The sequence below is a fragment of the Vibrio sp. VGrn 2 genome (assembly GCF_009361695.1).
GTDB lineage: Bacteria > Pseudomonadota > Gammaproteobacteria > Enterobacterales > Vibrionaceae > Vibrio > Vibrio diabolicus.
The window spans coordinates 725,748-739,664 of record NZ_RBWD01000001.1; the positions used below are offsets into that span (position 1 = coordinate 725,748).

A 13,917-nucleotide genomic window follows, 5' to 3' on the forward strand; every position below is an offset into this window, starting at 1 on the left:
ACTTGGATTGATATTTATAACAATTAAGTTCTTTCAAGCTCACACTTTTACCAATTAGCTTTGTGAAATGTTAATTGTTTTACATTCTTAGTTTTGATTGCATTGTAAACATAATGTTAATCAGAAATGGGCGAGACAAATATTAAGTGCCAACATTTTAGTGTAGGGGAGTGCTCTCTCTGCTAATGCTCCCGAGCCGATAAAACGAAAATCAACAAGTAAGAGGTGAAGCGATTATGATGAATCTTGCTGCTGCATTACAAAGAAATGCTGCGAGTAAACCAGATAAGACGGCGTTGATATGTGGTGATGTCGAGATAACTTATGCGCAGTTTGATGCGATTACCGGAAAGATCGCGGCATCTTTAATCAACAAAGGGGTCGTTCCGGGCGATCGTATTGCGCTCTCATGCCCAAACATTCCTTTTTTCGCGTTTGTTTATTATGCGATACAAAAAGCTGGCGGGGTTGCTGTCCCATTAAATGTGCTTTTGAAAGCGCGAGAAATTAAGTATCACTTAGAAGATTCAAAAGCGAAGTTTTACTTCTGTTTTGAAGGGACAGCAGAACTGCCAATGGCAAAAGAGGGGGTTAAAGCGTTTGAGCAGGCTGATATATGTGAAAATATGGTCGTGATGACTCAATCTCAAAGTGAAAACGAATGGAATGGTGTGCCAACTCTCAATGCGTTTATAGCGGATGCAGAACCATTGTCAGATTATGTACCGCGTAATGCGGATGATACTTGTGTTATTTTGTATACATCAGGGACGACAGGCTTACCAAAAGGAGCTGAACTGACGCAGCAGAACATCATAATGAATGCTCTGGTGGCACAAAACATTATGGGCAGCCAGGCCGATGATATTCACTTAGTAACTTTGCCTTTATTTCATACCTTTGGTCAAACCGTCCACTTAAATGCCAGTGTTTTGGGCGGGGCAACCTTGGTGTTAGTGCCTAGGTTTGAGCCTAAACATGTTCTTGAGCTGATGGAAAAACACAAAGTGACGTTGTTTGCTGGAGTGCCAACGATGTATATCGGCTTGCTTCATGTCCAGCACCAATTTGATACATCCTCACTACGTGTTGCTATCAGCGGTGGAGCCCCGTTGCCAACCGAAATCTTTAGATCCTTTGAGGAACAATTTAATGTCCCAATTCTTGAAGGATACGGGTTATCAGAAACAAGTCCTATTGCATGTTTTAATCATTTAGATCAGGAACGTATACCAGGATCGGTAGGTCAAGCGATTCAAGGCGTTGAAGTAAAAGTTGTCGACATTGAAGGCAATGCGCTACCGATCGGTGAAGAAGGTGAGATTGTTGTGCGTGGGCATAATGTTATGAAGGGATACCTTGACCGCCCGGAAGTCACTGAATCCGCGCTACAAAATGGCTGGTTCCATACTGGTGATGTTGGCCGTTTTGACAGTTCAGGTAATCTATTTATCGTCGATAGAATGAAAGATCTGATCATTCGAGGTGGATTTAACGTTTACCCTAGAGAAATTGAAGAAGTGTTTATGACTCATCCTGCAATCTTAATGGTAGCGGTGATAGGGATTCCAAATGAAGAGTATGGCGAAGAGATAAAGGCTTACGTTGTGCTTAAACCGGGAGAGTACATTGACGCGGAAACATTACAAAAGTGGGGCAAAGAGCAGTTAGCCTCTTTTAAATACCCTCGTTATGTTGAAATTCGTGAGCATCTCCCGATGAGTGCGACAGGAAAGATTTTAAAGCGTGAATTGAAATCTGAATTGAATGTGGCTTAGTCAATTCAATGAACTTCTCGTCACAGCGCCACTTGCCTAGAGCGAGTGGTGTTGTGCGCCTGGTTACTAAGGAACAGAAGATGGCAATCTCTCGCTAGCGTGTACATATGAACTATCTGTTTACTCTATTGTTCGAGTTGTTTTATGTGCGCTTCTAAGCGTTTTGGATTGGTAATGGTCACTGAACCATATTTCAGTTCTAGCATCCCAATACTCTCTAAGTTTTTTAGTACTTTATGAACACTTTGACGAGTTAGCCCCATCATGTTGGCGATATGCTCTCTAGTCACTCTCACGACACACGGCTGAGTATTGATAGCTTGGTTGTGTTGGTATTCAGCAAGCAACAGCAACCTTCTTGCAATCCGCTCTTCGATTCCTCTAATCGCATCATCTTCGATAACAGAAATGGCAGACCATAAGCGGCGGCTAAGTAAGTCGAGAATCGTAGGGTAACTTTGAGGATATTTGGCGAGTAATTGGCGAAATTTATCACCAGGTAGTTCCAGTAAGGTCACGCCCGAATGCGCGGTTGCGCCAAAAATACGGGGCATGCCGGGAGAAAAAACATTGTCTCCAAACCAGCCTCCTGCCTCGAAAATCATTAATGTGACTTCTTTGCCTTTTGAACTCATCGAATTAATTCGTACGGCACCCTGTGCAATGACCATAAGAGAAGATTGAGGTTCCCCTTTATTGCAAATCAGTGCTTTTTCGTCGAAACAGCGAACTTTAGCTATTTGTGCTGCTTCACTAAGTCCTTCCTCGGGCAGCCCTGATAATACAGGACATTTGGCTAATAATGCTTTGACTTCTTCCATGTGCAACCTTACTGCATCCTGCTCTAGTTATTATTTGTGCTGGTTAAGTGGCAAAGTTTATCACTCTTTGATTGCTCTGCTTTAGATTGGTTTGGAAAGTGCGGGCGTTGAATAAAAAATGATATGGTATAAACGCCATACAAGAAAACGCCCGCTAAACAGAATGTTAAGCGGGCGCTATAGCGTTACATCAAATGGAAATTATTTCTGAGTGGCAGCTTTCATCGCTGACACAAAATCACCAAGTTTATCGAGCATAATTTGTGGCTGCTCGACATTCGCTTCAATGATTTTCACCACAGCTGAGCCGGAGATGGCCCCTGCTGCGCCAGACTCTATTGCTTGTTTCACCTGTGCTGGTTCAGAAATACCGAAGCCAAGCAGCGCTGGTGGTGCATCGAACTGATTTAATCTATCTAACATGTGACCAACTGGCATGTTTGCTTTGGTTTCTGCGCCTGTCACGCCAGCACGAGAAAGCAAGTAAGTGTAGCCACCACCCAGTTCTGATACTTGCTTCAGTGTTTCGTCACTTGCCGTTGGCGGTGCGATGAAGATTGGGTGAATACCAAACTTCTCTGCTGCTGCAACAAACTCTGCACTTTCATTGGTTGGTACGTCTGCAATCAAAACAGAATCGATGCCTGCTTTTGCACAGCGCTCGTAGAAGTTTTCGACACCGCGTGAGTAAACTAAGTTCGCGTACATCAGAAGGCCAATAGGCAGATCTGGGTATTTAGCACGAATCTTACCAATTTGTTCAAAGCAGATATCTGGTGTAGCGCCTGAATCTAGCGCACGAATGTTAGCGCCTTGGATGGTTGGGCCATCTGCAAGCGGATCTGAAAATGGAATACCAAGTTCAAGGGCGTCTGCGCCAGACTCAACGAGGGTTTCCATGATCTTGTAAGATTGTTCTGCGTTTGGATCGCAAACCGTTACGAACGGTACAAATGCGCCTTGTTTTTTTTCGTTTAGGCGCGCAAACATCTTCTCATAACGGCTCATTAAATCACTCCTTTTTCTTCTAGGATGGCGTGTACGGTGAAGATGTCTTTGTCACCACGACCAGATAGGTTTACGACCAATAGTTGTTCTTTCTCAGGATTCTCACGAGCCATGCGCAATGCATGAGCTAGAGCGTGAGAAGACTCTAGAGCTGGGATGATCCCTTCGCTGCGAGCCAGTTCTTGGAATGCCTCGAGCGCTTCGTCGTCAGTTACGTTGTCGTATTCTGCACGGCCAATTGCGTTTAGGTGTGCGTGCTGCGGACCAACTGAAGGGAAATCAAGACCCGCAGATACAGAGTAAGACTCCTCAACTTGGCCGTTTAGATCTTGCATCAATGGCGCTTTCATACCAAAGAAGATGCCCGTTTTGCCATGTTTAAGTGGTGCACCGTGTTGGTCAGTATCGATACCTTTACCTGCTGGCTCAACACCAATGAGGCGAACGCTTTCTTCTTCGATGAAGTCAGCAAACATACCGATAGCGTTTGAACCACCGCCCACACACGCGATAACTGCATCAGGAAGACGACCTTCACGTGCCAAAATCTGATTCTTCGTTTCTTCACCAATCATTCTCTGGAAATCACGAACGATCGTTGGGAATGGGTGAGGACCTGCTGCTGTACCTAGTAGGTAGTGCGCGTCTTCATAAGTTGCAGACCAGTCGCGTAGTGCTTCGTTACATGCGTCTTTAAGTGTCGCTGAACCTGAGTGAACCGGAATGACTTCCGCGCCCATTAGCTTCATACGGAATACGTTTGGGCTCTGACGCTCAACGTCTTTTGCTCCCATGTAAACGCGACACTTAAGGCCAAGTAGTGCACACGCTAGTGCGGTTGCTACGCCGTGTTGACCTGCGCCGGTTTCTGCGATGATTTCGTTTTTACCCATGCGTTTCGCAAGTAGCGCTTGACCCAACACTTGGTTGGTCTTGTGCGCGCCACCGTGAAGCAGATCTTCACGTTTTAGGTACAGTTTGGTTTTCGTACCTTTGGTTAGGTTACGAGTTAGAGTCAAAGCCGTTGGACGGCCCGCATACTCTTGAAGAAGCGTCATGAATTCGCTGCGGAATTCTGGATCTTCTTGCGCGTCGATAAACGCTTGCTCTAGTTGCTCCAGTGCTGGAACTAGAATTTGCGGAACGTACTGACCGCCGTATTCGCCAAAGTAGGCATTCAGTTTTGCCATCGTTATATTCCTTCTCGTATTTTTCGCTACGAATAGCTTTAAATTTTTTAGCTGAAATACAGCTTTAGTAGTTGCGAATGGCGGTGAATGCCGAGAGCAACTTCTGTGAATCTTTTTTGCCTGGTGCACTTTCTACACCAGAGTTTAAATCTAACCCCAAGCAACCTAGTGTCGCTGCTTGTTGAGCATTTTCTGGCGACAGTCCGCCTGCTAGCATAATTTGACTTGGGTCACCGATCAGTGACCAGTCGAACACTTGACCAGTTCCGCCAGTTTGGGTGCCAACTTGAGCATCTAATAGATGGCGGTCAATGTGGTCTGCAAGTAGTTCTGGCTTCGCATCAGTCACGCCGTAAGCTTTCCAAATTTCTACTGTTGTTGGCAGTTCGGCTTTGAGTTGGTTTACGTAAGCTTGGTCTTCTTGACCGTGCAGCTGAACTGCTTTTAAACCCAAAGAGGTCACGACAGAAGCAACAAAATCGATATCGTGATTTTGGAAAACGCCAACGTAATTCAGTGGAGCACCGCTCATGGTTAAGCGAGCACCCTCAAGGTCAACCGCACGCTTCGACTTCTCGACAAAAATCAGGCCACCAAATACCGCACCAACTTGATATGCTTTTGCTGCGTCATCTGGATGCGTTAAGCCACAGACTTTGTTTTCACCCAACGTGACTTTGCGTACTGCAAGCTCTAGGTTGTCTTCCGCCATCAGCGAACTACCAATTAAGAAGCCGTCTGCGTATTCCGCTAAGTCACGAACTTGTTGATGCGTATAAATGCCAGACTCTGAAATCACGGTCGCGTTTGGTGCTAATTCGCGAATTGTCGGTGCCAGTTCTTTAGTACGATTCAAATCAGTACTTAGGTCGCGAAGGTTACGGTTATTGATGCCGATAACGCGTGCGCCTAGCTTAACGGCACGATGAAGCTCTTCTTCGTTGCTTACTTCGGTCAGAATACCCATGTTTAAGCTGTGTGCCGCTTCTTCTAGCGCTTTGTACTCTTCATCATTGAGGACAGACAGCATTAGCAAGACAGCATCAGCACTGTAATGACGCGCTAGGTAAACTTGGTAGGTATCTACCATGAAGTCTTTGCACAGAACTGGCTGTTTGACTTGACCACGCACTTGAGGAAGGAAGTCGAAGTTACCTTGGAAGTATTTCTCGTCTGTTAATACTGAAATTGCATCAGCATGGTTGTTGTAAACCGATGCAATGTAATCCAAGTCGAAGTGATCACGAATCAAACCTTTGGAAGGAGATGCCTTCTTACATTCGGTGATGAATGCTGTCTTTTCGCCACTCAGTGCATCGTAGAAGCTGCGGTCCGATGGCAGCAAATCAGACTGAAAGGTGCTTAGCGGTTGAGACACCTTACGGTCTGCTACCCACTGATATTTGTCGCGGACAATTTTTGCCAGTACTTCTGCCATTTCTGCTTCTTTCTTAGAAACGTGTTCAGACAGGTTGTCAGCTTGCTGAGTGTTGAAGTCAGTCATCTTCTTCAATTCCTTAAGCGTGTGCGGCAAGTTGTTGTACCAATTGGTACGCCTTGCCTGAATTCATTGCCTCAATCGCTTGTTGCGTGTTGGCTTTTAAATCTTCGTGGCCGAATAGACGCATTAGCAGAGCAACGTTCACCGCCACTGCGCCCAATTGTGCGTCTGTACCTTTACCCGTCAGGATATTGGTAATAATCGCTTTGTTTTCTTCAGGATCACCGCCTTTGATCGCTTCTAGCGGGTGCGCATCTAAACCGAAGTCTGCAGGCGTTAGTTTGTATTCTGTGATCTTACCGTCTTTGATTTCGGCAACGGTTGTTTCACCGTGAATCGCCACTTCATCCAAGCCACTGCCGTGTACTACAGCGGCGCGCTTCATACCCATTTGTAGCATGGTTTCTGCGATAGGACGAACCAGTTTTTCACTATAAACGCCCATCAATTCGATGTTAGGACGAGCAGGGTTAATCAGTGGGCCAAGAATGTTAAAGATGGTGCGTGTTTTCATGGTTTGACGCACTGGCATCGCATGACGCACACCACCGTGGTATTGAGGTGCAAATAGGAAAGCAACACCGATATCGTCGACCGCTTTGCGTGTATCTTCTGCGCTCATAGCTAGGTTGATACCAAATGAATCAAGAAGGTCAGAAGACCCCGATTTGCTTGAAACGCTGCGGTTGCCGTGTTTTGCTACTTTTAGACCACATGCTGCAGCAACAAACGCCGCAGTGGTTGAGATATTGATGGTGTTGTGGCCGTCACCGCCGGTACCTACGATATCTGCGAAATCGTAATCTGGGCGAGGAAATGGGTTTGCGTTTGCCAGCAGTGCTTTTGCCGCACCCGCAATTTCATCCGGTGTCTCGCCTTTGATTTTTAGTGCAGTCAGTGCTGACGCCATTAAAATTGGGTCTAGTTCTCCACGGATAATGATGTCGAATAGCTGTTGGCTCTCTTCCTGAGTAAGCGATTCTTGCTCGTACAGTTTGGTAATAATAGGGTTGATGATTGCTTCCATATTTCCTCTCCTAAATTTCTTATGTGCCAAGTGCTTTTTAAGCAGTGAGTGGGTTCGCTGAAGTTTGTTCTTCAAGTGCCCATTCAATGGCATTGGCCAACAGTGTCGCTCCGTAGGTCGTCATAATAGATTCCGGGTGGAACTGGAACCCGCAAACTTTATCTTCTTCATGTACAACAGACATCACCAAGTCATCCACTTCTGCCGTGATGGTTAGACTCTCAGGAATCTTGGTCGCAACCAGCGAGTGGTAGCGTGCAATCGCAAGTGGTGATGGTAGGTTTTGGTAAATCGCATGGTTTTGATGCTCCATCATAGAGACCTTACCGTGAATGATTTCACCCGCGCCAGCGACGGTGCCGCCGTACGCTTCAACAATCGCTTGGTGACCAAGACAAATACCGATCATCGGAACTTTGCCTTTCATGCGTAGGATAAGTTCTGGCATTGAGCCTGCCTCTGACGGTGCACCAGGGCCTGGCGATAGCAGAACCACTGGGTTTTCAAGCTCGTTTACCGCTTGTTCGATGGTTTCTGCTGGGATGTTGTTTCGGTAAATCTTGACTGAGTGACCTAGCGAGCGGAATTGATCCACAAGGTTGTAGGTGAACGAGTCAAAGTTATCGATGAATACGATGTTCGCCATGTCTGCTACTCCTTGTTCGTAGGTTGAGAATGCGCTGCTTGAATAGCAGAGATTACCGCTTGTGCTTTACCGCGCGTTTCGTCTGCTTCCGCTTGTGGGTCAGAGTCGAACACAACGCCTGCGCCTGCTTGAACTTGAGCAATGCCGTTCTCAACGTAAGCTGAGCGAATGACGATACATGTGTCGAGTGTACCTTCGCCGGTAAGGTAACCCACAGCACCGCCGTAGCTACCGCGTCGTGCGCCTTCTACATCGCGAATCAACTGCATTGCACGAATCTTTGGTGCGCCAGTGAGCGTGCCCATGTTCATACAAGCTTGGTATGCGTGCAGGGCGTCTAGGTCTTCACGCAGTTGACCAACCACACGAGATACTAAGTGCATTACGTGGCTGTAGCGGTCGACTTTTAGTAGGTCTGCTACGTGGCGAGTGCCAGCTTGAGCAATACGAGCGACGTCGTTACGTGCTAAGTCAACCAACATCATGTGTTCTGCGTTTTCTTTCATGTCGGTGCGCAGTTCAAGTTCGATGCGGCTATCTAGGTCGAAATCGATCTCTCCATTCGGGCGTTTACCACGGCGACGTGTGCCTGCAATTGGGTAGATTTCAATTTGGTTGGTGTCGGTTTCGTACTTAAGCGCGCTTTCTGGTGATGCGCCAAACAAAGTGAACAGCTCATCTTGCATGTAGAACATGTAAGGGCTTGGGTTACTTTGTTTCAGTTCTTTGTAAGCCGCGAGTGGAGAAGGGCAAGGTAGAGTGAATCGGCGAGATGGTACAACTTGGAACACATCGCCTTTCACTACGAACTCTTTTAAGTCGCGAACAGTTTGGCAGAAGTCTGCTTCAGACACGCTAGGCTCTACCGTTACATCTGTTATTTGCTCTGCATTTGGCAGCAGTTTTGGCGCTGCGCATTGTGCACAGATTTCTGCAATACGAGTCTCTAACGCTGTTTTCTCTGAACCGTCAACAAACAACGTCGCTTGAAGCTGGCAAGATTCCGTTTGATGGTCGACAACCAGCAGTGTTTCGGCGACGTAGAAAACGTAATCTGGACATTGATTGGTTGCTTCTGCATTACCAAGCGGCTCGAAGTTTGCGACTAAGTCGTAGGCAAACAGACCGCCAAGGAAAATAGCGTGTTTGTCTTGCTGTGAAATATCGAAGCTGTGTTGCACTAAACGTAGTGCGTCAAAAGAAGAAGCTTCACGTAGTCGAGAGTCCTCATCTAACGTGTCGCATGGCTGGCTAAACTCCAAAGTCAGCGTTTCGCCATCGAACTTACTTTCAAGGTCACCACGGATGTTCTGGTTTAGGTGAGACAGTAGGTTTTTACCGTTGTTGGTTAACGCCTGCATGTTTACAGTGTGGCCGTAACAAACGATGCGCACTGCTGAATCGACGATTAAAAGTGATTTTAGATTCTGTTTCGAATCAATTTCAGCGGATTCGAGCAGTAAGCTATCTCTTTTGTTCTCACAAATGGTATGGAACAAACGTGTTGGGTCTTGAGTGTAAGGAACCGAAGTCTTTAATACTTCTAGGCATCCAAGTTTCTTGATTTCTATGGCCTTATTCACAAGACCTCCTTGTAGCTGTCTAAATCTTCCTGCCGTACATAGTCGCATAAAGCAAACGTTCTCCCAATCTAGAGTTAGCCATATTCGATTAATGTTTAGTCAGTTGAATGTGAAATGAGCAACAAAACAAAAAAGCCCGCTTAAGTAGCGGGCTTTACAACGTTTGGTTCTATAAACTAGAAGTATACGTTTGCCCACCAAGAACTAGTCCAAGTGCGCCACCAAGCAAGATCTGATGAGTTTGTCTTATTAAGACAAACCGCAACTTTCGCTTTTTGGTTTTGGTTAAATTCTTGTAACATGGTGAACCTTAAATTACGTACTTTGTATTTGTGTACTAGTTAACTGGTGCGAGAGTAAAAAGTCAACCCCAAAACAGCATTAAAACGATAAAAATATGAGAATTGATTTACATAGTCACACCACTGCATCGGACGGTCGGTTAGAGCCTAAAGATTTAGTGGAAAGGGCGCTGAGTTTTGATATCGAGGTTTTGGCGATCACTGATCACGATACGGTTGACGGCTTGGTGTTAGCCAAGCAACACGTTCAAGACAATAATTTGCCGATCAAAATCATCAACGGCATTGAGATATCGACTGTCTGGCAAAACAAAGACATTCATGTTGTCGGTTTGAATATCGATCCGGAAAATGAACAATTATCCGCCCTCATCGAGCAGCAGAAGCAGCACCGCATAACAAGGTCAGAGTTGATTGCAGAGCGACTACAAAAAGCAACTCGGGAAGGTGTGCTCGAAGAAGTAAGGCAGATCGCCGGTGATGCGCCTGTTACGAGAGCGCACTTCGCGAAATGGTTGGTGGATAATGGTTACGCAAAAACCATGCAAATGGTGTTTAAAAAATACCTAACGCGTAATAACCCAGGTTATGTACCACCGAATTGGTGCTCGATGAAAGATGCGGTTGATGCTATCCATGCTGCTGGTGGTTTGGCGGTATTAGCGCATCCTGGAAGATATAAGTTGACAGCGAAGTGGATTAAGCGTCTTCTAGCAGCGTTTGTAGAAGCAAACGGCGATGCGATGGAAGTTGCACAGCCACAGCAAGCGCAACAAGAAAGGCGCAACTTGGCTGATTATGCTATACAATACAAACTATTAGCGTCTCAAGGCAGTGATTTTCACTATCCATCCCCTTGGATGGAGCTAGGAAGGAACCTTTGGTTGCCTGCTGGCGTCGAACCAGTTTGGAAAGATTGGGGTATTGATCCTTCGTTGGATATATCAAAGTAACCTCAAGGTGTGGGTTTCAGCGTCAAACAACTGGAAAGTGTATATATTGCGTCTCAATGTGGCTTTCCTTTTCGTTGCAACTGAACAACACTTTTAATCTTGAAGTCACTTGATAAAGCACAACAAGGCGGCATTCAAGCTCCACATAAGAATATAGAGCCGAGAGGCTCGATAATGAGGAATTACAATGAGCCAGTTTTTTTACGTTCACCCAGAAAACCCACAGGCTCGCTTGATTAATCAAGCAGTAGCAATCATTCGTAACGGCGGCGTTGTGGTGTACCCTACCGATTCAGGGTACGCACTTGGCTGTCAGTTGGAGAACAAACAGGCACTGGAACGAATCTGTCAGATCCGTCGTCTGGATGATAAGCATAACTTTACTTTATTGTGTCGTGATTTGTCGGAGCTTTCTCTATATGCGCGAGTAGATAACTCTGCATTCCGACTACTGAAAAACAACACACCAGGTCCTTACACCTTCATCTTCAAAGGCACGAAAGAAGTGCCGCGTCGTTTGATGAATGCAAAACGTAAGACCATCGGTATCCGTGTTCCAGACAATCAAATTGCCTTGGATTTGTTGGAAGCATTAGGTGAACCGATGATGTCTACGTCGTTGATCCTACCTGGCAGTGACGTAACAGAGTCTGATCCGGAAGATATTCGCGATAAACTAGAACATGCGGTTGATGTGATTCTTAATGGCGGTTACTTAGGTGAACAACCTACGACCGTCATTGACTTTAGCGAAGGTGAACCTGTTGTGGTGCGTTTGGGATCAGGTGACCCGGCACCATTCGAATAATTCGACTAATAGACGTACACCATCGTCAAACAAAATAGGAGGCATCGCGCCTCCTATTTTAGTTTCTTATTATTGAGTATCTCAGCGAACTTCGCTGATTGAGATTAAGCGAAATCGAAAATGTCGATACCATTTTGTTCAGCATAGTTGATGTATGCAGAGCTCACACCGTTTAGTGTCACTTCAACATTGTATTCATCACTTGAGAATACTGCCCAGCCACACTCATTGTAAGATAAAGTCAGATCATCCGCTGAATCCAAGAACGTATCTCGAATGCCATCGTTATCAGTGTCTCGGCCCATATCAAAGACAAGTTTGTCATGGAAAATATTAAAATCGACAATGTCGGCTTTGACATCAATATCGTTGGAAGATACTGGCTGATCAGGTACACCAATAGCCAGGCGGTTTGTAAGCACGAAAGTGTCGTCTCCACAGCCGCCGCTCAGTACTGATTCACCATCGCCAACGACGAGCGTGTCGTTACCCCAACCCCCACTCAAGTAGTTGTTGCCTGAGTAATCAAAAATTGTATCATCGCCACAACCACCAAAGAGCTTGTCATTTCCTAATCCGCCCGATAGGAAGTCGTTGCCAAAGCCGCCAGAAACAAAGTCGTTCCCTCGGCCACCGAGCAAGGTATCGTCTCCCCAGCCCCCGAAGACAACATCATTGCCTCCGTATCCTACGAACTTATCATCACCACAGAAGCCGAAGAAAATATCGGTTGTTTCAGACCCTTTTGTACCGGTCATATCGTCATCTTGAGATGTCCCAAAAATCCAATTTAGGTCTAGATTTAGCATAGACATTGTTCTATTCCTTTTTGTCTGATTTATGCCAATCGCCGAAAATGCAGAGCTAATCTAGCTAGTTAAAATACACGATAACGTTAGTGTCATTTTTAATAGTAAATAGTGACTTACCGATGCTTCTTTCTTGCTATGAGTGCTCATTTATCCACGATGATTGGTATTACTTAGCAGCAAACAGGGACGGCTTATTCTTCGTTGCTTTCTAGCAATACGAACAGTAAACACACCCCAAGTGGTTATTGTTGTAACCCTGACAATTTTATCAGGTACTGCACGGTTAAAGTGGCTCGGGAAGACCGATATTAGTGGGATTCTCGCTGGGCAAAATCAGTATTAAGTAGGAAAAAAGTTGCAGAATAGAGTAAATATTTTCGACGTTCTAAAGTGAATTTCGGGTGTGGAGAATGGCGCCGATTTAGCTTACATTAACTGAGAAAGTTACGTATAATGTCGGACCGAAAAATCCCACTGAAATGGGTAATTAGCAAAATACAGACCAATCCTGGTCTAGACGTCTGTGAAGACGACACATAGGTAGATAAATGAGCGAAAAGTTACAAAAAGTATTAGCACGTGCTGGTCACGGTTCTCGTCGTGAGATTGAATCGTTAATTAAATCTGGTCGCGTTAGCGTGAACGGTGTAGTCGCTAAGCTTGGTGAAAGACTTGAAGACGAGAGCAGCGTAGTTCGTATCGATGGTCACATTGTCTCTGCAAAGATTCAAGAAGAAGTGATTTGTCGTGTACTTGCGTACTACAAACCCGAGGGTGAACTGTGTACTCGTCACGATCCAGAAGGTCGTCGTACTGTTTTTGATCGTCTGCCAAAAATTCGTGGCTCTCGTTGGATTTCAGTTGGTCGTCTGGATGCGAACACTTCTGGTCTTCTGCTTTTCACAACGGATGGTGAACTGGCGAACCGCTTAATGCACCCAAGCCGCCAAGTTGAACGTGAATACCTAGTACGTGTGTTCGGTGAAGTAACTGAACAGAAAGTTCGTAATCTAGTAAAAGGTGTTGAACTGGAAGACGGTTTAGCTCGCTTTGAAGATGTTGTTTACGCGGGTGGTGAAGGCATGAACCACACGTTTTACGTTGTTATCAACGAAGGTCGTAACCGCGAAGTTCGTCGACTATGGGAATCGCAAGAGTGTACCGTTAGTCGTCTGAAACGTGTTCGTTACGGCGACATTTTCTTAGACAAGAAACTGCCTCGTGGCGGTTGGATGGAGCTTGACCTGAAAGAAGTAAACTACTTGCGTGAGCTTGTAGAGCTTCGTCCAGAGAAAGAAACCATGCTTGATCTGAACAAAGACAACACGTCACGCAAACGTGAGCGTGCACGCAGCCAAAAAATTCGTCGCGCAGTTAAGCGCCATGAAGAGCGTGTTAACACGCCAAAAGGTCGCAGCAACAACCCTTCTCGTCGTAAGCCGAAGAAGACCGCTGGTGATCAAGGTGCACGTAACAAGCATCGTTAAT

The 13,917-nt window shown here is 45.7% G+C and carries 13 protein-coding genes and 1 other annotated feature; of the genes, 4 read left to right on the top strand and 9 right to left on the bottom strand.

All coding sequences use genetic code 11. The features are described from left to right. Positions 1-236 precede the first annotated feature (236 nt). Complete coding sequence (locus tag D8S93_RS03440) at positions 237-1,778, top strand: long-chain-fatty-acid--CoA ligase (protein ID WP_152811978.1); 1,542 nt, start codon at positions 237-239, stop codon at positions 1,776-1,778. Between the two features lie 125 nt (positions 1,779-1,903). Here D8S93_RS03440 and D8S93_RS03445 read toward each other — a convergent pair whose 3' ends face one another. The 8 genes from D8S93_RS03445 to D8S93_RS03480 form a co-directional block, all read right to left on the bottom strand. Continuing rightward, positions 1,904-2,599, bottom strand: coding sequence for a Crp/Fnr family transcriptional regulator (locus D8S93_RS03445; protein WP_104975031.1), 696 nt, complete (start codon positions 2,597-2,599; stop codon positions 1,904-1,906). 201 nt (positions 2,600-2,800) lie between these two features. Beyond that, complete coding sequence (trpA, locus tag D8S93_RS03450; protein WP_104975032.1) at positions 2,801-3,607, bottom strand: tryptophan synthase subunit alpha; 807 nt, start codon at positions 3,605-3,607, stop codon at positions 2,801-2,803. Next, positions 3,607-4,797, bottom strand: a complete 1,191-nt coding sequence (gene trpB / locus D8S93_RS03455) for a tryptophan synthase subunit beta (protein WP_109169704.1) — start codon at positions 4,795-4,797, stop codon at positions 3,607-3,609. Before trpB ends, trpA begins: the two co-directional genes overlap by 1 nt. A gap of 64 nt (positions 4,798-4,861) precedes the next feature. After that, complete coding sequence (trpCF, locus tag D8S93_RS03460) at positions 4,862-6,301, bottom strand: bifunctional indole-3-glycerol-phosphate synthase TrpC/phosphoribosylanthranilate isomerase TrpF (RefSeq protein ID WP_152811981.1); 1,440 nt, start codon at positions 6,299-6,301, stop codon at positions 4,862-4,864. 13 nt (positions 6,302-6,314) lie between these two features. Next, positions 6,315-7,325 carry an anthranilate phosphoribosyltransferase gene (gene trpD / locus D8S93_RS03465; RefSeq protein WP_152811983.1) on the bottom strand — a complete coding sequence of 337 codons (1,011 nt, stop codon included), beginning with the start codon at positions 7,323-7,325 and terminating at the stop codon, positions 6,315-6,317. A gap of 37 nt (positions 7,326-7,362) precedes the next feature. Continuing rightward, a complete protein-coding gene (locus tag D8S93_RS03470) occupies positions 7,363-7,971 on the bottom strand; it encodes an aminodeoxychorismate/anthranilate synthase component II (protein WP_046874475.1) in 609 nt (202 codons plus the stop codon). Positions 7,972-7,976: 5 nt separating this feature from the next. Next, positions 7,977-9,554, bottom strand: a complete 1,578-nt coding sequence (locus D8S93_RS03475; protein ID WP_319802953.1) for an anthranilate synthase component 1 — start codon at positions 9,552-9,554, stop codon at positions 7,977-7,979. Positions 9,555-9,680: 126 nt separating this feature from the next. Next, positions 9,681-9,784 (bottom strand) — a sequence feature (Trp leader region). Next, on the bottom strand, positions 9,731-9,856 hold the full coding sequence (locus D8S93_RS03480; RefSeq protein ID WP_005394819.1) for a trp operon leader peptide: 126 nt from the start codon (positions 9,854-9,856) through the stop codon (positions 9,731-9,733). It overlaps the preceding feature by 54 nt. Positions 9,857-9,951: 95 nt before the next feature. Here D8S93_RS03480 and rnm point away from each other — a divergent pair, with 95 nt between their 5' ends. Both rnm and D8S93_RS03490 read left to right on the top strand, forming a co-directional pair. Continuing rightward, positions 9,952-10,809, top strand: a complete 858-nt coding sequence (gene rnm, locus D8S93_RS03485; RefSeq protein ID WP_152811987.1) for an RNase RNM — start codon at positions 9,952-9,954, stop codon at positions 10,807-10,809. 187 nt (positions 10,810-10,996) lie between these two features. Then, positions 10,997-11,617 (top strand): L-threonylcarbamoyladenylate synthase, encoded by a 621-nt coding sequence (locus D8S93_RS03490; protein ID WP_005376791.1) that lies wholly within the window; start codon positions 10,997-10,999, stop codon positions 11,615-11,617. 104 nt (positions 11,618-11,721) lie between these two features. Here D8S93_RS03490 and D8S93_RS03495 read toward each other — a convergent pair whose 3' ends face one another. Continuing rightward, on the bottom strand, positions 11,722-12,432 hold the full coding sequence (locus D8S93_RS03495) for a calcium-binding protein (RefSeq protein ID WP_152811989.1): 711 nt from the start codon (positions 12,430-12,432) through the stop codon (positions 11,722-11,724). A gap of 545 nt (positions 12,433-12,977) precedes the next feature. On the opposite strand from D8S93_RS03495, the gene rluB reads away from it, so the two are divergent. Continuing rightward, positions 12,978-13,916, top strand: a complete 939-nt coding sequence (rluB, locus tag D8S93_RS03500) for a 23S rRNA pseudouridine(2605) synthase RluB (RefSeq protein WP_005376798.1) — start codon at positions 12,978-12,980, stop codon at positions 13,914-13,916. Position 13,917: the final 1 nt, after the last annotated feature.

What these genes read in the sequence shown, in the direction of transcription:
- D8S93_RS03495 (WP_152811989.1), bottom strand. Translation starts at nt 12,432, where the DNA reads ATGTCTATGCTAAATCTAGACCTAAATTGGATTTTTGGGACATCTCAA.
- rnm (WP_152811987.1), top strand. Translation starts at nt 9,952, where the DNA reads ATGAGAATTGATTTACATAGTCACACCACTGCATCGGACGGTCGGTTA.
- D8S93_RS03470 (WP_046874475.1), bottom strand. Translation starts at nt 7,971, where the DNA reads ATGGCGAACATCGTATTCATCGATAACTTTGACTCGTTCACCTACAAC.
- trpD (WP_152811983.1), bottom strand. Translation starts at nt 7,325, where the DNA reads ATGGAAGCAATCATCAACCCTATTATTACCAAACTGTACGAGCAAGAA.
- D8S93_RS03490 (WP_005376791.1), top strand. Translation starts at nt 10,997, where the DNA reads ATGAGCCAGTTTTTTTACGTTCACCCAGAAAACCCACAGGCTCGCTTG.
- rluB (WP_005376798.1), top strand. Translation starts at nt 12,978, where the DNA reads ATGAGCGAAAAGTTACAAAAAGTATTAGCACGTGCTGGTCACGGTTCT.
- trpB (WP_109169704.1), bottom strand. Translation starts at nt 4,797, where the DNA reads ATGGCAAAACTGAATGCCTACTTTGGCGAATACGGCGGTCAGTACGTT.
- trpA (WP_104975032.1), bottom strand. Translation starts at nt 3,607, where the DNA reads ATGAGCCGTTATGAGAAGATGTTTGCGCGCCTAAACGAAAAAAAACAA.
- D8S93_RS03480 (WP_005394819.1), bottom strand. Translation starts at nt 9,856, where the DNA reads ATGTTACAAGAATTTAACCAAAACCAAAAAGCGAAAGTTGCGGTTTGT.
- trpCF (WP_152811981.1), bottom strand. Translation starts at nt 6,301, where the DNA reads ATGACTGACTTCAACACTCAGCAAGCTGACAACCTGTCTGAACACGTT.
- D8S93_RS03440 (WP_152811978.1), top strand. Translation starts at nt 237, where the DNA reads ATGATGAATCTTGCTGCTGCATTACAAAGAAATGCTGCGAGTAAACCA.
- D8S93_RS03445 (WP_104975031.1), bottom strand. Translation starts at nt 2,599, where the DNA reads ATGGAAGAAGTCAAAGCATTATTAGCCAAATGTCCTGTATTATCAGGG.